Raw genomic sequence first — 18,770 nt, forward strand, 5'->3', positions numbered from 1 at the left:
TCGTGAGCGTCGCAGTGAGCACCGACCCGGACCGCATCGGCTTCGACCCCGCCCGGCTGGCGCGGATCGACGAGCACTTCGGCAGGTACGTGGACGACGGCCGGCTCGCCGGCTGGCAGATCGTGGTGACCCGCCGGGGCGAGATCGCCCACTCCGCCACCTACGGGCTGCGGGACCGGGAGGCCGGCGCGGCGGTCGAGCCGGACACCCTCTGGCGCATCTACTCGATGACCAAGCCGATCACCTCGGTCGCCGCCATGATGCTCTGGGAGGAGGGCCGCCTCGAGCTGAACGACCCGGTCAGCCGCTGGCTGCCGGAGTTCGCCGACGTGCGCGTCTACGACCGGGGTTCAGTGCTCAAGCCGTTCACGGTGCCGGCCGTCGAGCCGGTCCGGGTGTGGCACCTGCTCACCCACACCGCCGGCCTGACCTACGGTTTCGCCCAGGTCAGCGTGGTCGATGGCCTCTACCGGGCGGCGGGTTTCGACCTGGGCGTGCCGGCCGGCGCCGACCTGGCCGAGGCGACCCGCGGGATGGCCCGGCTGCCGCTGCTCTTCCAGCCGGGGACGAGCTGGAACTACGGGGTCTCCACCGACGTGCTGGGCCGGCTGGTCGAGGTGGTCTCCGGGCAGTCGCTGGACGCGTTCTTCGCCGAGCGGATCTTCCGGCCGCTCGGCATGACCGACACCCGCTGGTGGGTGGACGAGCCGGACGCCAAGCGCCTCGCCGCGCTCTACACGCCGCACCCGGCCACCGGCCAGGCGGTCCGCGCCGAGGCGATCGGCCGCTTCGCGCTCCGCGCGCCGGAGTGCCTCTCCGGCGGCGGCGGGCTGGTCTCCACGGCCGCCGACTACCACCGGTTCACCCAGTTCCTGCTGCACGGCGGCGAGTTGGACGGGGTCCGCCTGCTCGGCCCCCGCACGGTGCGCTTCATGACGCGCAACCACCTGCCCGGCAACCGGGACCTGGCCTCGTTCTCCCCGGAGGGCTTCGCCGAGACGATCCTCGACGGGGTCGGCTTCGGGTTGGGCTTCGCCGTGGTGCTCGACCCGGTGCCGTCACGGGTGCCGAGCAGCGTGGGCGAGTACTACTGGGGCGGCCTGGCCAGCACCGCCTTCTGGGTGGACCCGGTGGAGGAGGTCACGGCGCTGCTCTTCACCCAGCTCATGCCGTCGAGCACGTACCCGCTCCGCCCCCAGCTGCGCCAGCTCGTCTACTCGGCCCTGGTCGACTGAGCGCGCGACGCCCGACCGGTTCGTCGGAACGGCACCGGTCGGGCGGCCCGCTCCCTAGCCTGGGGAGCATGAGCGACATCGTGGTGTTCGGCGCCGGCGGCACCGCGGGCTCGCGGATCGCCGCCGAGGCCGTAGAGCGGGGGCACCGGGTCACCGCGGCGGTGCGCCGCCCGGAGGCGACCAGTTACCTGCCGCCCGGCGTCCGCACGGTGACCGGTGACGCGACCTCGGCCCGGAGCGTACGGGAGCTGGCCGGGGACGCCGACGTGTTCGTGGTGGCCATCGGCGGCGGGGACCGCGAGCTGTGGCGCGACGCGGCCCGCACGCTGGTCGACACGCTGCGCGAGCTGCCCGACCCGCCCCGGGTGATCCACGTGGGGGGCGGGGCGACGTTGCTGACCTCGAAGGGCACCCGCTACCTGGACGAGCCGGACTTCCCGGAGGAGTACCGGGACTCGGCGCAGGGCCAGGCCGACGCCCTGGACTTCTACCGCTCCTCGGCCGACGGCGTGACCTGGACGTACGTCTCGCCGCCGCCGCTGGAGTTCCACCCGGGCGAGCGGACCGGCCACTACCGGACCGGCACCGACCAGCCGGTCACCGACGCACAGGGCCGGTCGGTGCTCACCTACGAGGACCTGGCGGTGGCGATCGTCGACGAGATCGAGAACCCGCGGTTCGGCAACGCCCGCTTCACCGCCGCGTACTGAGGTCAGTCGGCCAGTCGGGCGGGGAAGCCGCCGGTGGCGATCGGCCCCCAGCTGTCGATGGTCACCCGGATCAGCGACTTGCCCTGCTTGACCATCGCCGCGCGGTACTCGTCCCAGTCCGGGTGCTCGCCGGAGATGCTGCGGAAGTAGTCGACCAGCGGGTCGAGCGCCTCGGGCAGGTCGAGCACCTCGGCGGTGCCGTCGACCTGCACCCACGGGCCGTTCCAGTCGTCGGAGAGCACGCACGCGGAGACCCGGGGGTCGCGACGGATGTTGGTCACCTTGGCCCGCTCGGGGTAGGTGGAGATCACCAGCCGCCCGTCGGCGTCGACCCCGCAAGAGACCGGGGAGGACTGCGGGCGGCCGTCGGCGCGGGTCGTCATGAGCACGACCCGGTGCCGGGGGCGGAGGAACTCGATCAGGGCGTCCCGGTCGACCCGGGTGTTGCTCGCGATGCTGCGTGCCATGCCTCGGTTCTACCAGGCGGGCCGGACCGCCTCAGCGGGGACGGCCGGCGGTGCGGCGCGGGGAGGCCTGCGCCGGCACGCGCGGCCGCGCGCTGGGCCACCAGGCGCGGCCGTTGGCGTAGATCACCCGGAAGCCCAGGTACGAGGCGAGCGGCGCCCAGTGGGCGGAGCCCATCCGCAGCTCGGCGGCGTTGTGCCGCTGCCCGTTGGCGAGCACGTCGAGCAGCACGGTCTCGAACGCGGCCGACTCGACCCAGTCCACCTCGCGGGTGAAGCCGCAGACCAGCGCGGCCCCGGTGACGTCGAGGAAGTCACGCAGCGCGGCGTCGGAGGCGCGCAGCACGGAGCAGCTGCCGAAGTAGAGGCGGCGCCCCTCGCAGCGGCCGGCCATCCGCTCGGCGACGTCGGTCAGCTCGACGGAGTCCCAGTCGGTGAGGCAGAGCCGGCTCGGCTCGCCGTGCATGGCGAAGAATCCGACCCGGAAGTCGGCGTACTGCTTGAGCAGCCAGCGGTCGAGGAAGTAGAAGAGCTCGTCGCGGGTCGCGGCGTCCTTGTGGATGAAGCGGATCCGGCCGAGCCGTTCGAGCAGTTCGAGGGTGGGCAGGACGGAGCCGCGCTCGTTGAGGTCCCGGTGCCACTGCCCCTCGACGCAGAAGACCCCACCACGCGCCACGGCCCACCTCCCCCGCTTCGGGGGCAGACGTTACCGGGCGGCGGGGGCGAGGCGACATGACCCGGGCTGTGGCTGGTTGACGGATTCCCAGCGGCGGCCGAATGCGAGAGCAATTCCGGTTATTCGCCACGAATCACCAGGAGGACTGCCACGGTGGAAGTACGGGACTTCCCGGTCGATGTCCCGTCACAACCCCACATCGCTCGCCAATCGGAGGAATTCAGTGCGCATCAACATGCTCAAGCGGGTGGCGGTCGCGTTCGCGCTGGCCCTGCCCGGGGCCGCGATCGCCACGGTCGTCGCCGCGCCGGCGGCCCACGCCGACGGGTGCTACACCTGGCCCCGCAACCTCTACCAGGGGCGCTCCGGCGAGGACGTCAAGCAACTCCAGATCCGGGTTGCCGGCTGGGCCGCCTACCGGGACATCGTCCGGGTCGACGGCATCTACGGGCCCGAGACGGCGGCCGCGGTCCGCCGCTTCCAGTCCGCGTACGGGCTGCGCGCCGACGGCGTCGCCGGCCCGCAGACCTTCGCCAAGATCTACGACCTCCAGGACAACGACTGCACGCCGAAGCACTTCAGCTACGCCGAACTGGACAACGGCTGCGGCAAGGGCGGGTGGAGCGGGGGCCCGCTCTCGTCGACCGCGACCCGCGAGAACGCGGTGCGCGCCATGTGGAAGCTGGAGGCGCTGCGGCGCAGCCTCGGCGACAAGCCGCTCTACGTCATCAGCGGCTTCCGCAGCATCGCCTGCAACCAGCAGGTCGACGGCGCCTCGGACAGCCAGCACCTCTACGGCACCGCGGCCGACGTGCTCTCCCGCACCAGCACGCTCTGCCAGGTGGCCCAGTCGGCCCGCAGCCACGGCTTCAGCGGCATGTTCGGCCCCGGCTACCCCGGCCACAGCGACCACGTCCACGTGGACTCGCGCCGGGAGAACAACCAGGACCGGCAGGCGAACACCACCACCTGGTCCGTCCCGAACTGCGGGGTGAGCTGAGCCGACGCCGACGGCGGCCCGACGCGGGAGTGGGGGCTCCCCGCGCCGAGGCCGCCGTCGGCGGCCCCGGGGCGCTAGCTCGCCCGGGGCCAGCGCGGCCGGGTGGCGGGGGGTGCCACCGGCCGACCGGTACCGCCGGGCCGGAGAGCGGGCCGCACCGGAGGTGCGGCGACCCGGCCGGCCGGGCCGCGCGGGGACTGGGGCGCCGTCGGCCGGCCGGCCGACGGCCCGGACAGCACGAACGGGAAGGGCACGTGCACGAACGGGTTCCCGTGCCGTACCAGCGCGTCGATCTGACGCTCGTTGAGGCCGTGGGCCTCCAGCACGCGCCGTCCCCACCGGTGCAGCCGGCAGGGGTACGCGGAGCCGTCGTTGCGGCACTTCGGTCCGGCGGGCCACTCCTCGGCGGCGTGCACCACCACCGCCCGGACCGCGAGCCGGACGTCCTCGGGGGTCAGCGGCGCCGGCACCGGCACCTCACCCAGGATCTGGTCGATGGGATCCGTCGACTGCTCACCAACTCGCACGGCAGGCCTCCCGCAGCTCGGCAGCGATGCGGCGGACCGGCCGCACCACATCCTCGACCACTGGTACGGCCGCACGCCTGCAGCAGTTCAATACCGCCCGGCGGTCAGACCAACCCGGCGTCCTGCACGAGCAGCGCCACCTGCACCCGGTTGTTCAGATCGAGCTTCGTGAGCAGGCGCGAGACGTACGCCTTCACGGTCGCCACGCTCATGAACAGCTCCGCGGAGATCTCCGCGTTGCTCCGGCCCTGCCCGAGCGCCACGGCGACCTCGCGTTCCCGCTCGGTCAGGCCGTCGAGCAGCCGCAGCGCCCGCTCCCGCCGGGTGTCCGGCGAACGGGCCGGCGCCGGTGCGGTCACGTGCGCGATGAGCTTGCGGGTCACCGCCGGGGACAGGGTCGCCTCGCCGGCCGCGACCCGGCGCACCGCCGCCACGATCTCGGCTGGCGGGGTGTCCTTGAGCAGGAAGCCGCTCGCCCCGGCGCGCAGCGCCCGCAGCACCTGCTCGTCGGCGTCGAACGTGGTCAGCACCAGCACCTCGGGCGGTTCGGGCGCGGCCCGCAGCGCCTCCGTGGCGGCCAGCCCGTCGACCCGGGGCATCCGGATGTCCATGAGCACCACGTCCGGGGCGTACGCGGCGACCGCGGCGGGCACCTCCGCGCCGTCGGTGGCCTCGCCGACCACCCGGACGTCCGGCGCCCCGCCGAGGATCATCGACAGGGCGGCCCGGACCAGCGCGTCGTCGTCGACGATCAGCACCCGCACGGGCGGCTCGGCGGTCACGCGGGAGCCCAGGGCAGCCAGGCGGTGAGCCGGAAGTCGCCGTCGGCGTCCCGCCCGTGGTCGAGCCGGCCACCGGCCAGGGTGACGCGTTCCGCCACCCCCACCAGCCCGGTCCCGGCGCCGGGGATCGGCGAGCCGGCCTCGCTGATCGGCCACGGGTTGCGGATCTCCACGGCCAGGCCGTCGCCGGGGCCGCCGGCCAGCCGGACGGTCACCACGGCACCGGGCGCGTGCTTGCGGGCGTTGGTGAGCCCCTCCTGCACGATCCGGTACGCGCTGCGCCCGACCGCCGCCGGCACCGCCGCCGGGTCGGCGACCTCGTCGACCACGCTCACCCGTACGCCGGCGGCCCGGGACTCGCCGACCAGGGCGGGCACGTCGCCCAGGGTGGGCTGCGGCCGCTCCGGGGTGGCCTCGGCGGTCGGCTCGGCGCGGAGCACCCCGATCACCTCGCGCAGGTCCTGCAACGCGGCGTGCGCGCTGGCCCGGATCACCCCGGCCGCCCGGGCGACCTCCGCCGGCGCCGCGTCCGGGCGGAACTCCAGGGCGCCGGCGTGCAGGCTGAGCAGGGAGATCCGGTGGGCGAGCACGTCGTGCATCTCCCGCGCGATCCGGGTGCGTTCGAGCTGGCGGGCCTGGTCCATCCGGAGCTGCTGCTCGGCCTCGGCCCGCTCGGCCCGGTCGCGCAGCGACAGCACGAGCTGGCGGCGGGCCCGGACGAACAGCGCCCAGGCGACCGTCCCGCCGATGAAGAGCAGGGTCCAGGCCATGGCCGCCCAGAACGGCAGCACCGGGTCGGGACGGATCGCCAGGTAGAGCGGCGTCGTGACGAGGTGCCAGCCGACCAGCGCCAGCGCCACCGCGAGCCGCTGGTGCACCACGATCGTGAACAGGATGATCAACAGGGCGATCCCGGAGGTGACCGAGAAGAGGGCCAGCGGCGCGGCGGCCACGGCCAGCCCGACCGGCCAGCGCCGGCGCAGCCACAGCGCGGCGCTCACCAGCAACCCGATGGCCAGGTCGAGCTGGTTCAGCCAGGCCGGCCCGAGGTTCATCGCGAACTCCGGCTCCGGCTGCAGCGAGTCGCCGTAGGCGAGCAGCGCCCAGGCCAGCGAGAACAGGAAGGCCAGGCTGTCGACGAGCCAGTCCCGGGGCGTGCGCCGCAGGACCCGGGCGGCGGGCGCCAGGGACCCCGGCAGCAGCCAGGGGTGATCGGGTACGACGGCGCTGCTCATCCCCCCATGCTAGGAAGCCCGTTCCGGGCCCGACCAGCTACCAAAGTCGACGCCTGGCGGTAGACCGAGGTATCGGCGGCTCCCGACCGCCGGCCGCAGCGGGTGACCGGGTGGCCCCGGCAGGCTCGACGGCATGATCGAAGTCGACCACCTCACGAAGCGGTACGGCCCGCACACCGCCGTCGAGGATGTCTCGTTCCGCTGCGAACCGGGCACGGTGACCGGTTTCCTCGGCCCGAACGGCGCTGGCAAGTCCACCACCATGCGGATGATCTGCGGGATGACGGCGCCCAGCGCGGGCGGCGCCACGGTCGCCGGACGCCCCTACCGGGAGCTGCCCAACCCGGGCCGGGAGATCGGGGTCCTGCTCGACGCCTCCGCGCAGCACGCCGGGCGGACCGGTCGGGAGGCGCTGGCCCTGGCCGCCCGCACCATGGGCGTGGAGCGCGGGCGGGTCGCCGCGAAGCTGGACCTGGTCGGGCTGAACGAGACGGCGGCGCGGCGGCGGGTCGGCGCGTACTCCCTGGGCATGCGGCAGCGGCTCGGCCTGGCGCTGGCGCTGCTGGGTGACCCCCGGGTGCTGATCCTCGACGAGCCGGCCAACGGCCTCGACCCGGAGGGCATCTTCTGGATGCGCGGCCTGCTGCGCGACTTCGCCGACCGCGGCGGCACCGTGCTGCTCTCCTCGCACCTGCTGCGCGAGGTGGAGGCCGTGGCCGACCGGCTCGTGGTGATCGGCGGCGGCCGGGTGGTCGCCCAGGGCGGCAAGGACGAGCTGCTGGCCGGGGCCGGCACCCTGGTCCGCGCCCGGGACCAGCACGCCCTGCGGCTCACCCTGGACCGGGCCGGCCTGCCGGCGAGCGCCGGCACCGACGGCGGCTACGTGGTCCGGGCCGAACCGGAGGCGGTCGGCCAGGCCGCGGCGGACGCCGGGCTGGTCCTCACCGAGCTGCGCCCGGCCGGCAGCGGCGGCCTCGAACAGCTCTTCCTCACCCTCACCGCCGGCGCGTCCACGAAGGAGGCCGTCCGATGACCGCCGTCACCGCCCCCGCCCCCACGCTGAGCCGCCCGGCGGCGACCGGTCCCTCGCTGGCCCGGCTGACCGGGGTGGAGCTGCGCAAGCTCACCGACACCCGGGCCGGACGCTGGCTCCTGATCACCATCGGGCTGGTCGCGGCCGTGATCGTGACGGTGCAGATCTTCGTGCTGAAGGACGCGAAGCAGACCTTCACCGCCTTCTTCACCCCGTCGCTGTTCCCGGTGGGGCTGCTCCTGCCGGTGCTCGGCATCCTCTCCATCACCGGGGAGTGGTCGCAGCGCACCGCGCTGACCACCTTCGCCCTGGTGCCCCGGCGGGAACGCGTGGTCACCGCGAAGCTCGCCGCGGTGGTGCTGGCCGCGCTGGCCTCGGTGCTGGTCAGCCTCGCCGTCGCGGCCGCCGGCACGCTGGCCGCCCGGGCCACCGGCGGCGCGGGCGCCTGGACCTTCGACTGGCACCTGCTGCCGTACGCGGCCGTGTTCCAGGTGGCGAACGTGCTGATGGGCGCGGGCTTCGGCCTGCTGCTGCTGAACACCCCGCTGGCGATCGTCACCTACCTGCTGCTGCCGACCGTCTGGAGCGTCCTCGCCGCGATGATCCGGGCGCTGCGCGAACCGGCCCGGTGGCTGGACACCTCGGTCACCATGGAGCCCCTGCTCGGCCCCGACATGACCGCCGGGCAGTGGGGCCGGCTCGGGGTGTCGCTGGCCGTCTGGCTGCTCGTCCCGCTGGCCGCCGGGCTGGTCCGTACGCTCCGGCGGGAGGTGTCCTGACGGTGGCGGCGCGGGGATCCGGCGAGGCCGTCGTGGTCAGCGGCGGCGCCGGTGAGCTGGTGCTGATGTGGGCTGGGTTCCCGCTGCTCGGTGCGGGGCTGGGCGCGGCGCTGACCGCCGCGTCCGGCTGGGTGGCCGACCTGCCCTGGTTTCCCTTCCAGGGCTGGTTCGCGCTGCTGGACCGGTGGCCGGCGGAACGGTCGTACCCGGTCGGGGCGGGGGTGGTCGCGCTGGCCGGCCTGGTGCTCGCGCTCCTGGGCACCCGGGAACGGCTGACCGTGACGGTGGGGCGCACCTCGGTCCGGCTGCACCGCGACGGTCACGGCCGGGACGTCGCCCGGGCCGGGATCACCGGGGTGTTCCGCGACGGGAAGGCGCTGGTGCTGCTGGACGCCGCCGGCGGCGAACTGGCCCGGGAGCCGTCCGACCTCAGCGCGGAGCGGCTGCGCGCGGCGTTCACGGGGCAGGGCTGGCCCTGGGTCGAGCAGGACCCGTACGAGTCGGCGTACCGGCGGTGGGTCGAGGGCCTGCCGGGGCTGCCGGCCGGGGCGGACGCGCTGCTGCGGGCCCGGCAGCGGGCGGTCGACGCCGACCGGGGCGGCGAGGCGGTCGAGCTGCGCGGTGAGCTGGCCCTACTCGGGGTGGTGGTCCGGGACGAGGGGAAGCGGCAGTACTGGCGGCTGGTCCCCGGTCCGCCGGACCGGGACGGCGCGCGGCGGTAGCGTCGGCGGTGGGACCGGCGAGGGCGGGAGGGCGCGATGACCGAGCGGCAGCCGTACCGCGTGGTGGCCCGTCACCCGGGCTTCGAGCTGCGCCGCTACCCGGCCCACCTGGTCGCCGAGGTCCACGTCGCCGGGTCGTTCGAGGCCGCGGGCAACGCGGCGTTCCGGCCGCTGGCCCGGTACCTCTCCGGGGCGAACCGGTCGCGCCGGGCGGTCCCGGTGGCGGCGCGGGCGGCGCCGGAGCCGGCCGGCCCGGAGCGGATCGCGATGACGGTTCCCGTGCTGCAGGAGGAGGGCGACCGGCCGGGAAGCTGGCTGGTGCGGTTCGTGATGCCGGCGGGCTTCACCCTGGCCACGCTGCCCGAGCCGGCGGACCCGCTGGTCACCACCCGGGAGATTCCGGGGCAGCTCGCGGCGGCGATGCGGTTCTCCGGGCGGTGGACCGCGCGGACGTTCGAGCGACGGGCCACCGCGCTGGGCCGCGCGGTCACCGCCGCCGGCCTGAGCCCGACCGGCGCCGTCCGATACGCCCGCTTCGACCCGCCGTGGAAGCCGTGGTTCCTGCGCCGTAACGAGGTCGTCCTCCCGGTCGCCGAATAGTCGGCGGCCGGCACGGCCGTCGGGTCACCCCTAGACTCGGTGACCCCTGTGCCCACCGGATGGGAGACCCCGTGCGCCGCTGGTCCGCCGCCCTGGCCCTGGTGCTGCTGCTCGCCGGTTGTGGCGGCGGCAGCGAGACGACAGTCCTGCCGGCCTGGGAGCGCCCGTCGCCGAGCGCGCCCGCCCCGCTGACCGTGAAGGAGGCGAAGGGCCGCTACCTGGCCATCGTGGCGCCGTACAACACGGCGCTGGACCAGTTGGAGGAGGCGCTGAAGGCCCGCCGGCCGTGGCGGACGGTGCGCGGCCTGGCCCGCACGGTCGCCACCACCAACGCCGCCCACGCCGAGCAGTTGCGCACCACCGTCTGGCCGGCCCCGGCACAGGCCCCGGTCGCCGCGCTGCTCAAGGAGAACGACGTGGCCCTGCGGCACTGGCAGCTCGCCGCCGAGGCCGGCACCGCCGAGGCGCTGATGCGGGAGATCCGGGCCGCCGCCGCCCACGACGGCGGCACGCAGGCCGACAAGGTACGCCGCACCCTCGGCCTGCCGATCTACCGCGACTCCTGACCGGCGGCCGCCGCCACGCGGGGCGATGGGACACCCCGCGATCGCGCCATGTGCCGGCGGCGCGTCCCGCCGGACGATCGGGTTCCGGTTGCCGCGACCCCGCGGTCGCCGCACGGGACCCGAGCGCGAAGGAGCCGACCATGAGCGACCAACCCCTGCCGCAGCCGGTACGCGGGGGCGCGGGCGGACCGGACGTCGGCCCGCGCAACGTGGCCGTCGACCGGCAGAGCCCGGACCTGCTCACGCCGCCGGCCACCGACTCGGGCACCGTGCCCAACCTCAGGTTCTCCTTCTCCAACTCCCACACCCGCATCGAGCGCGGCGGCTGGACCCGCGAGGTGACCCAGCGCGAGCTGCCGATCGCCACTGAGCTGGCCGGCGTCGACATGGCGCTGGAACCCGGGGCGTACCGGGAGCTGCACTGGCACAAGGAGGCCGAGTGGGCGTACGTGCTCAACGGCAGCTGCCGCATCGGCGCCGTGGACCAGGAGGGCCGCAACTTCCTCGACGACGTGCGGCAGGGCGACCTGTGGTTCTTCCCCAAGGGCATCCCGCACCACATCCAGGCGCTCGGCGAGGGGGTCGAGTTCCTGCTGGTCTTCGACGACGGCGGCTTCTCCGAGAACAGCACGTTCCTGATGAGCGACTTCTTCGCGCGCACCCCGAAGAGCGTGCTGGCCAAGAACTTCGGCTGGAGCGTCGACCAGCTCAGCGGCCTGCCGGAGAAGGAGAAGTACATCTTCCCGGGCGAGGTGCCGCCGCCCCTGGAGCAGGACCGGGTGGTCAGCCCCACGGGCGACGTGCCCCGCACCTTCAAGCACCGGCTGCACGCCCAGGCCCCGCAGCGCTTCCCCGGCGGCACCGTACGCATCGTCGACTCCACCAACTTCGCGGCGTCGACGGCGATCTGCGCGGCCATGGTGGAGATCGAACCGGGCGGCCTGCGCGAGCTGCACTGGCACCCGACGGACGACGAGTGGCAGTACTGGATCTCCGGGCGCGGCCGGATGGGGGTGTTCGCCAGCTCCGGCGTCGCCCGCACCTTCGACTTCCAGGCCGGCGACGTCGGCTACGTGCCGTTCGCCTACGGGCACTACATCGAGAACCTGGGCGACGAGCCGCTGGTCTTCCTGGAGATGTTCCGCAAGCCCCGGTTCGAGGACATCTCGCTGGCCCAGTGGATGGCGAACATGCCGGCCGAGGTGATCGCCGACACCATCAACCTGCCCCGCGAGATGATCGAGGCGCTGCCGAGGGAGAAGCGCCCGGTGGTGCGCTGACCGGCCGCGCGTCCCACAGCCGGGCGAGCTGCACCCGGTTGCGGATGCCGAGCTTGGCGTAGATGGCGCGCAGGTGCGTGTCCACGGTGTGGAAGGACAGGTACAACCGGCCCGCCACCTGCTGCTTCGTGGCGCCGGCCGCGAGCAGTTCGGCGATGCCGGCCTCCCGGGCGGTCAGCGCCGCCAGCCCGTGCCCGGGCGGGCCGGGCGCCGGGCGGCGGCGGGTCGCGGCGAGCCGCCGGTCCCACCGCTCGGCCCGCTCCTGGTCGCCGACCGCGCCGAGGCGCCCGTACCGCGCCGCGGCCTCCTGGGCGGCGGGCCGGGCCTCGGCCAGCCGCACCCGGGGCGAGCGGGCGAGGTCCAGCAACGCGTCGGCCAGCGCCGGGCCGGCGCCGGTGGCGCGCAGCGCCCGCACGGCCGACCGCAGCGCCGACGGGTCACGGCGGACCAGCGCGTCGGCGTGCCCGGCCAGCCCCAGCCAGAGGGGTACGGGGGTCCGCTCGGCCACCGCCGCGAGGCGGTCGGCGACGGCCCGGGCCCGGTTCGCGTCGCCGAGCAGCAGCAGGGCCCGGACCAGCCGGGGGCCGTGCTGGGCGACCAGCAGCAGTGGGCGTACCGACCGGGCCGCGTCGGCGGCGGCGCACCGGATCAGCCCGGAGTGGCGCAGCGGCTCGGGATCGGCCGCCGCGGCACAGCGCAGCAGCGTCCACGGCATCCGGTCGGGCCAGGGGTGGTCGGGGTGTTCCCGGTCGAGCACGGCCCGGGCCACCGCCGGACGCCCGAGGCGGTACGCGACCTCGACGACGACCGAGAGCAGCGCGGCGCGTACCTCGTCGGCGAGCGGGCCGGGTGGGCGGTCCAGCGCCAGCCGGGCCTGCGCCCCCGCCTCGGGCAACTCCCCCACCGCCAGCATCCGCAGGCAGGACAGCGCGAGCACGGCCGGGGTGCCGGCGGCGGGCAGGTCGTCGTGCGCCGCCCGGACCGCGGTCGCCGCGTCCGGGTACTCGCCGAGCGCGAGCCGTACGGCGATCCGCTCGGCGCGGACGGCGGCGGCCTCGGCACGCAGGGCGGGCCGGCCCGGGTCCACGGTGGCCAGCACGTCCCGGGCGCCGGGCACCGCGCCGAGGGCGAGCGCCCGGGCGGCCCGGGCGAGCGCCAGCCGTACGCCGGCTCGGGCGGACGGGTGCGCGGCCTGCGCCCGGCCGGCCTCGCGGAGCAGGGCGTCGGCGTGCGGGTGACCGGCGCGGGCGGCCACGGTCGCCGCGGTGGCGGCGAGCCAGGCCTGGTGTTCGGGCCCGGCCAGGCGGCGGGCCCGGTCGAGGTGGTCGAGCGCGACCGAGGGCCGGCGGCCGGCCTGCCAGGATCCGAGCCGGCCGAGCAGCAGCCCGCGATCGGGCGCGCCGGCGCGGTCGGCGGCGAGTTCGGTGGTGAGCAGGTCGGCGGCCTCGTCGCCGCGCCCGGCCAGGACGAGCAGGTCGCCCGCCGAGAGCAGCCACCGGGTGCGCGTTGCGGCACCGGCGCCGGGGAGCACGGCGAGCAGCAGGTCCGCCCCGGCCGACGGGTCGACCGCGCCGTCGGCGACGAGCCGGTCGACCAGGCCGGGATCGGCCTCGCCGGTGGCCCGGACCGCCGCCAGCAGGTGTGCGGCGGCGCGATCCGGGTCGGCGCCCGCGAGCACCTCGGCCGCCCGGCGGTGCAGGTGCCCCAGGAGGGACGGCGGCAGGGCGTCGACCTGCTCGCGGAGCGCCCGGCCGGCGGTCAGGCCGCCGGCGGTGTCGGCGAGCAGCCCGCGGGCGGTGAGCGCGGCCACCGCGTCGGCGACCTCCGGTTCGGGCCGGCCGGCCAGCCGCGCGAGCTGCGGCAGCCGGCACGGGCCGGGCGCGAGCGCGACGGCCCTGGCCACCGCCCGCTCGACGGCGGTCGGTGGTGGGGCGTGGCGCGGCGTCACCGGCGTCGGTTCGGTCATCCGGCACCCCTTCGGCGGGGCCCGCGGGGCGCGGGCGGGTCGGGTCCCGCCGAATCAACCACGAGCCGGACGCGGGTGAAGGGTGTTCATGTGAAAGCCGCTCGGGATGGTGACCCGGCCCGGGACGGCGTCGGGCCCGCGCCGAGGTGCGGCGCGGGCCCGACGGGGTGGGAGAGCTACTTGCCGTTGCCCGTGTTCGTCACCCGGAAGGTGTAGTCCGCGTCCAGGTAGGTGAGGTCACCGGTCGGCAGGTTGGAGATCAGGACGGCGAAGTCGTCCTGGTTGCCGTTGGCGCACTTGGTCCGCAGGCCGCCGGCGGTGAACTGGTCGCCGGTGGACCGGTAGACCCAGTTGCCGGCGCCGTCGCTGGTCTCACCCGGCGAGGTGACGCCCGGCGTGAGGTCGCAGTGGCTGACCACCTGGACCGTCCAGTTGTTGTCCTGCACGCCGCTGGTGGCGAACCAGTTGCCCGCCGCCGAGGTGAGGCTCGCGTCGGCGCCGTTGACCTTCACGTCGTCCACGAACCAGCCGGTGTCCATGTACGCGGCGTCGGTCGAGTAGCGGAACCGCACGTCGGTCGTGCCGGCCGGCAGGTCGGCGGTCAGGTGCAGGTACGCCGGGTCGTCGACGAAGTACCGGCCGCCGGAGGTGCCGGTCAGGCCGTTGCCCTCCTCGTTGTTGCCGTGCGGGTCGTCGTTGGTGGTGACGACCTGACCGGCGTCGTTACGCACCGGCACGGTCACCCAGTCGCCGTTGACGAGGGCCTCGACGAAGCCGTAGTCCCAGCCCTCCTCGATGAAGTACCAGCTCCAGAAGTCCAGCGAGGTGACCGCGCCGGAGGTGCTGACGTCGAGGATGTTGTCGTCCTGGCTCTCGTACCCGGCGTACCAGTGGGTGGCGCCGGTGTGCGGCGCGATCACCGTCTCGTCGTCGCCGTCGAAGGCCAGCGCCACGGTCGGGCCGGGGTTGCGGAACCGCTCGACCGACATGCCGAACGGCACGGCGGTGGTGTCCTGGCGGTTCTTCAGCCGCGCCCACTTGGCCTCGGGGGTGGCGCCCTGGTAGCGGCCCCGGCCGCTCCAGAACACGTCGTCGGCGATGTCGATGGTCCAGCTGGTGTCCGCCGGGTCGCCGAAGTCGAACGCCTTGATGTCGTAGACCGGCGAGTCCTCGTCGTCCAGGTAGACCGCCACCGACCAGTCGCGGAACAGGTCGGCCGCGCTGCGCAGGTGCGCCCCGGTCGCCGCGTTGAACGAGTCGATGGCGTTCTGCACGCCGGCCATGCCGTCGGCCTGCTCCTCGAAGATCTTCTTGATGAGCAGGTCACCGGCCCGGCCGTCGTACTGCTTGTCGGGCGTCCAGGTGCCGTCGCCGTTGCCGCCCGCCTGCTCCCACAGGTACTGGAAGTAGGTGAACGAGGCGCCGTAGTTGGCCAGGGTGCTGCCCCACCGGGTCAGCGAGGTCTCCTCGTAGAAGACCTGGTGGTTGGTCAGGTGCGAGCCGCCGGCGTCCAGGCCGTTGAGGAAGATGGCGAAGTCGGCCAGCCCCTCGTCGACCCAGGACAGCTCACCGGGGTCGCTGTAGTTGTGCAGCAGGTGTTCCAGCTCGTGGGCGACCGTGCCCTCGTACAGCTCGGGGCGGTCGTTGGCCGGGTTGGCGTCCCGCCACGGCGAGTCGTTCGGCCCGACCCGGTTCGCCCAGTCGAGGGCGTCGACCACGATGACGTTCATGCCGTTGCTGTCGATGAAGTCCGGCGCGAAGTAGCCGGCCGTGTAGGACGTCTGCGCGCAGTCGTAGTAGGCGTCGTCCTGGATGTTGTAGAGCACCATGACCAGCGAGTCGCTGGCCGGCTCGTCCGGGTCGGCCGCGTCCATCGGGCCGAAGTGCTCCTCGTCCACGGCGACGATCTGGCCGGCGAGCTTGTCGCCGACGTAGTTGATCTGCGCCTGGGTGAGGGCGAACTGCGCCGCGGTGGCGGTGGCGCAGGGGACGAAGCCGTCGCCCGGGTTGTGGTCGAACTGCGGGTCGAGGCTGGCCACGCCGACCGGCGCGGTGCCGTCGAGCGGGGTCCCCTTCGGTACGTAGATGTAGACCGGCGTGCCGTCCGGTGTGGTGTTGGCGTAGACCCGGGTGAAGTCCTGGTTGTAGGTGCCGCCCGCCGCGCTGTCGTTGATCGGCAGCGTGATGGTCGGCTCGCCGGGAAGGTTCTCGTGGTCGTTCGCCTGGGCCGGGGCCGAGACCGTGAAGGCGAGCGCCGTCACGCCCGCCACCGCGGCCGCGATCCGGCTCGGTCGTCTCATTCGCACGTGGTGCCTCCTGCCGTGAGGCGGTGATCAGCTCCGGCCACCGCCGTCGGGTGAGCAGTTGCCCCTGCGGCGCCGCCCGAGGCAGCACCTGACCAGGGGAATTTTGTCTTCAGGCAACCACTTGCGACGGTGCGGCGGGAGAGAGCGTCGGGTAACAAATGTGTCACGAACACGAGTCACTCTTTCCCACGCGGGTGACGGGCCGGGGCGGTTCTAGGCTGGGGCCCAGCGACGCCGATGCGAGGAGGCCCGGATGGCCCGTTACGCCGCCCTGCTGCGGGGCGTCAACGTCGGCAGCACCCGGCTGGCCATGGCCGACCTGCGCCGCATCGTCACCGACCTCGGGCACGACGACGTCAAGACCTACCTGCAGAGCGGCAACGTCGTCTTCAGCAGTCCGCCCACGAAGGACGACCTCCTGGCCGAGGGCATCGCGGGCAAGCTCGCCGACGAGCTGGACCTGCGCGTGCCGGTGCTGGTGCGCAGCGGTGACGAACTGGCGGCGGTCGCCGCGGCCAGCCCGTACGCCGGGAAGCAGGACGACCCGACCCGGATGCTGGTGGCCTTCCTCTCGGCCGCGCCGAGCCCGGCCCGGGTCAAGGATCTGGCCGCGCCGGCCGGGGAGAACCTGGAGTTCGCGGTCGACGGCCGCGAGGTGCACCTGCACTTCCCCGACGGCGGCTACGGGCGGACCAGGTTCACGAACGCGCACCTGGAGAAGAAGCTGGGCGTGGTGGCGACCACCCGGAACTGGAAGTCGGTGCTCGCCCTGCGCGACCTGACCGCCGGCTGAGCGGAGGGGCCGGCCCCGTGACCCGGCCCCTCCGCGACCGACCTCAGAAGTGGTACGCCGTGTGGTACTCCGGCACCAGCACGCGGCTGCGCGGTGACGCCTTCCGTACGGCGGCGATCAGGTCGTCGAGGCGCTCGCGGTCCTTCGGCGCCACCGTCGGCGGGTTGGTCAGCGGCGTCTCGAAGTTGTCCCAGTGCACCGGCACCACGACCTTCGGATGGTCGAGGGCGGCCATCAGCCGGGGCACGTAGTCGGCCGTCGACGTGCTCGCGGCGGAGGCCACCATCGCCACGTCGGGGGCCAGCCCGGCCAGGTTGCGCTCGGCGAAGTCGCTCGCGCCCATGAAGAACACCGACGGGCCGCCGTCGACGCGGATCTGGTAGGCCAGGGTGTCCCCCTCGGGCAGGTCGGAGATCGTCTCCGGCTTCGGCGGCCGGCTGAGCAGCACCCCGGGGAAGGCCATCGACCAGGCGGCGTTGCGGCTGTGCAGGGAGCTGACCACCTCGACCGTGTACGCGCCGAAGTCGAGCACCTCGCCGCCCCGGACCGGCGCGAGCTGCGTGCTCGGCAGCCCGTACGCCAGCCCGAGGTGGTAGGCGGTCAGCGTGCCGACGACCCGGGCGCCGGTGCGCCCGGCGATGTGCGGGACGTCGTTGAAGTGGTCCCAGTGGGTGTGCGTGACCAGGATGTTCTCGGCCCGGTCCACCAGCGGGTCGACGACGGTGGTGTCCACCTTCAGCCGGGTGTTCTCGTTGAACGCGCCCTTGAACAGGCCGGTGTCGTAGCGGCTCAGGTACGGGTCGACCAGAACGGTCCGGTCGCCGATGTCGATCCGCCAGCCGGACGTACCCCACCAGCGGAAGCTGACCGCGCCGGAGCGCCGGGGGCCGGCGGCGGCGACCGGGGCGGCCGTGGCGGCCTGGGCCGGCGCGGCGGATGCGCCGGCCACCAGGCCGGCGGTCGACACGGCGGCGGTGCCGACGGCGGCATCGCGCAGGAAGCGGCGGCGGTCGTAGGGCCGTTTGTCGAGCATGAAGCGTCCTCCCGGTGCGGGACAGGTTGATCGGTTCGCCCACCCCACCACCGGCCGCCCGCCGATGTCCAAGATCGACGGGTGGAAAGCTCGATAGCCGTTCCGATATCACCGCAGGTCATAGGCGCCGGCGCGGGCCGCACCCGGCGCGGAAATCAGCCGGCGCGCAGCGTCTCGACGGCGGTCCGGGCGGCCTCGCCCATGGCCAGGTCCACGTCGATCCGGCGGGTGCTGAGCCGCTCGGTGCGGGCGAAGACCGCGACCGCGTACCGGCCGCCGTCGGGATACTCGACGACCCCGGCCTCCAGGTGCAGGCCGGGCAGGGTGCCGGTCTTCCCGGCGACCCGGACGCCGGGTGGGAAGCCGGCGGCCAGTCGGGTCCAGAAGAGCTGCCGGGCCATCAGCTCGCGGACCATCGCGCAGGCGGCCGGCGGCCCCGCCTCGTCCCGCCAGATCAGGCCGAGCAGCCGGGTCATCTCGCGGGCCGTGCTGGAGGTGGTGTGCTCCGGGTCGAAGACCCGCATGGCCCGGACCCGCTCCGAAGGAAGGGTGGGGAAGATCCGGGCGAAGTCGGCCTCGGTGCGGGCCCCCACGTCGGCGAGCATCGTCTCGACCAGCTGGCGGGGGCCGCCGACGATCCGGGTACGCGGCAGGTCCAGCTCGGCGGCGAGCATCGGCAGCACGTCCGGGCCGACCCGGCGCAGCAGCAGGTCGGCGGCCGTGTTGTCGCTGACCGACATGGCGAAGTAGGCCAGGTCGCGCAGGGACACCTCGACGTCGTCGGCGCAGCCGGCGACGCCCCACCCACCGAGCCGGTCGGCGGCGCCGACCATGACCCGCTCGACCGGATCGAGCTGACCGGCGACGGCCTGCCGGGCGAACTCCAGCACCAGCAGGATCTTGAACACGGAGGCGATCACCACCTGCTCGTCGGCCCGCAGCGCCACCTCCCGACCGGGCGCGTCGACGTCCTCGACGTGCAGGCAGCCGCTGATCCCGGCCCGCTCGAAGGTCTCCCCGATCCGCTCCCCGCTCACCCCGACACGGTAGCCAGCGGCGACCG

19 protein-coding genes are annotated in these 18,770 nt (G+C 74.5%); 10 read left to right on the forward strand and 9 right to left on the reverse strand.

Features of this window, described 5'->3' with window-relative positions:
• Window positions 1–2 precede the first annotated feature (2 nt).
• Window positions 3–1,235: a serine hydrolase domain-containing protein gene (locus ABZ452_RS01935; protein WP_357937845.1), complete on the forward strand. Its 1,233-nt coding sequence runs from the start codon at window positions 3–5 to the stop codon at window positions 1,233–1,235.
• Between the two features lie 68 nt (window positions 1,236–1,303).
• The gene (locus ABZ452_RS01940; protein WP_357937848.1) at window positions 1,304–1,945 is read left to right on the forward strand and encodes an NAD(P)H-binding protein; all 642 of its coding nucleotides are present in this window, start codon (window positions 1,304–1,306) and stop codon (window positions 1,943–1,945) included.
• A gap of 2 nt (window positions 1,946–1,947) precedes the next feature.
• On the opposite strand, the gene ABZ452_RS01945 is transcribed toward ABZ452_RS01940, so the two are convergent.
• Window positions 1,948–2,412 (reverse strand): PPOX class F420-dependent oxidoreductase, encoded by a 465-nt coding sequence (locus ABZ452_RS01945; RefSeq protein WP_357937851.1) that lies wholly within the window; start codon window positions 2,410–2,412, stop codon window positions 1,948–1,950.
• A 31-nt stretch (window positions 2,413–2,443) separates the two neighbouring features.
• Entirely contained in the window at window positions 2,444–3,085 is a 642-nt protein-coding gene (locus tag ABZ452_RS01950) for a hypothetical protein (RefSeq protein ID WP_357937853.1), read from the reverse strand.
• A 223-nt stretch (window positions 3,086–3,308) separates the two neighbouring features.
• Between ABZ452_RS01950 and ABZ452_RS01955 the strand changes: the two genes are divergently transcribed.
• Entirely contained in the window at window positions 3,309–4,085 is a 777-nt protein-coding gene (locus ABZ452_RS01955) for a M15 family metallopeptidase (protein WP_357937856.1), read from the forward strand.
• A 74-nt stretch (window positions 4,086–4,159) separates the two neighbouring features.
• On the opposite strand, the gene ABZ452_RS01960 is transcribed toward ABZ452_RS01955, so the two are convergent.
• The 3 genes from ABZ452_RS01960 to ABZ452_RS01970 form a co-directional block, all read right to left on the reverse strand.
• Window positions 4,160–4,612 (reverse strand): hypothetical protein, encoded by a 453-nt coding sequence (locus tag ABZ452_RS01960; RefSeq protein ID WP_357937859.1) that lies wholly within the window; start codon window positions 4,610–4,612, stop codon window positions 4,160–4,162.
• A 104-nt stretch (window positions 4,613–4,716) separates the two neighbouring features.
• On the reverse strand, window positions 4,717–5,394 hold the full coding sequence (locus ABZ452_RS01965; RefSeq protein WP_357937862.1) for a response regulator transcription factor: 678 nt from the start codon (window positions 5,392–5,394) through the stop codon (window positions 4,717–4,719).
• Entirely contained in the window at window positions 5,391–6,629 is a 1,239-nt protein-coding gene (locus ABZ452_RS01970; RefSeq protein ID WP_357937865.1) for a histidine kinase, read from the reverse strand. The genes ABZ452_RS01965 and ABZ452_RS01970 overlap by 4 nt, the downstream gene beginning before the upstream one ends.
• A gap of 133 nt (window positions 6,630–6,762) precedes the next feature.
• Between ABZ452_RS01970 and ABZ452_RS01975 the strand changes: the two genes are divergently transcribed.
• The 6 genes from ABZ452_RS01975 to ABZ452_RS02000 all read left to right on the forward strand — a co-directional run bounded on the left by ABZ452_RS01975 (window position 6,763) and on the right by ABZ452_RS02000 (window position 11,609).
• Window positions 6,763–7,662, forward strand: coding sequence for an ATP-binding cassette domain-containing protein (locus ABZ452_RS01975; protein ID WP_357937868.1), 900 nt, complete (start codon window positions 6,763–6,765; stop codon window positions 7,660–7,662).
• On the forward strand, window positions 7,659–8,441 hold the full coding sequence (locus ABZ452_RS01980; RefSeq protein ID WP_357937871.1) for an ABC transporter permease: 783 nt from the start codon (window positions 7,659–7,661) through the stop codon (window positions 8,439–8,441). Before ABZ452_RS01975 ends, ABZ452_RS01980 begins: the two co-directional genes overlap by 4 nt.
• 2 nt (window positions 8,442–8,443) lie before the next feature.
• Complete coding sequence (locus tag ABZ452_RS01985) at window positions 8,444–9,163, forward strand: hypothetical protein (RefSeq protein WP_357937874.1); 720 nt, start codon at window positions 8,444–8,446, stop codon at window positions 9,161–9,163.
• Between the two features lie 36 nt (window positions 9,164–9,199).
• Window positions 9,200–9,763, forward strand: coding sequence for a heme-binding protein (locus tag ABZ452_RS01990; protein WP_357937877.1), 564 nt, complete (start codon window positions 9,200–9,202; stop codon window positions 9,761–9,763).
• 71 nt (window positions 9,764–9,834) lie between these two features.
• On the forward strand, window positions 9,835–10,329 hold the full coding sequence (locus tag ABZ452_RS01995) for a hypothetical protein (protein WP_357937880.1): 495 nt from the start codon (window positions 9,835–9,837) through the stop codon (window positions 10,327–10,329).
• 140 nt (window positions 10,330–10,469) lie between these two features.
• Complete coding sequence (locus tag ABZ452_RS02000) at window positions 10,470–11,609, forward strand: oxalate decarboxylase family bicupin (RefSeq protein ID WP_357937883.1); 1,140 nt, start codon at window positions 10,470–10,472, stop codon at window positions 11,607–11,609.
• Here ABZ452_RS02000 and ABZ452_RS02005 read toward each other — a convergent pair.
• Both ABZ452_RS02005 and ABZ452_RS02010 read right to left on the reverse strand, forming a co-directional pair.
• Complete coding sequence (locus ABZ452_RS02005; RefSeq protein ID WP_357937886.1) at window positions 11,548–13,575, reverse strand: helix-turn-helix transcriptional regulator; 2,028 nt, start codon at window positions 13,573–13,575, stop codon at window positions 11,548–11,550. The two genes, ABZ452_RS02000 and ABZ452_RS02005, sit on opposite strands and share 62 nt — an antisense overlap.
• Window positions 13,576–13,751: 176 nt before the next feature.
• Window positions 13,752–15,875 carry a hypothetical protein gene (locus tag ABZ452_RS02010; protein WP_357937890.1) on the reverse strand — a complete coding sequence of 708 codons (2,124 nt, stop codon included), beginning with the start codon at window positions 15,873–15,875 and terminating at the stop codon, window positions 13,752–13,754.
• Between the two features lie 259 nt (window positions 15,876–16,134).
• Between ABZ452_RS02010 and ABZ452_RS02015 the strand changes: the two genes are divergently transcribed.
• Window positions 16,135–16,674: a DUF1697 domain-containing protein gene (locus ABZ452_RS02015; protein ID WP_357937894.1), complete on the forward strand. Its 540-nt coding sequence runs from the start codon at window positions 16,135–16,137 to the stop codon at window positions 16,672–16,674.
• A gap of 43 nt (window positions 16,675–16,717) precedes the next feature.
• Here ABZ452_RS02015 and ABZ452_RS02020 read toward each other — a convergent pair whose 3' ends face one another.
• Complete coding sequence (locus ABZ452_RS02020; RefSeq protein WP_357937897.1) at window positions 16,718–17,707, reverse strand: MBL fold metallo-hydrolase; 990 nt, start codon at window positions 17,705–17,707, stop codon at window positions 16,718–16,720.
• Between the two features lie 155 nt (window positions 17,708–17,862).
• On the reverse strand, window positions 17,863–18,744 hold the full coding sequence (locus ABZ452_RS02025) for a serine hydrolase (RefSeq protein WP_357937900.1): 882 nt from the start codon (window positions 18,742–18,744) through the stop codon (window positions 17,863–17,865).
• Between the last annotated feature and the right edge of the window lie 26 nt (window positions 18,745–18,770).

The sequence above is a fragment of the Micromonospora sp. NPDC005707 genome (genome assembly GCF_040631005.1).
Lineage (GTDB): Bacteria > Actinomycetota > Actinomycetes > Mycobacteriales > Micromonosporaceae > Micromonospora.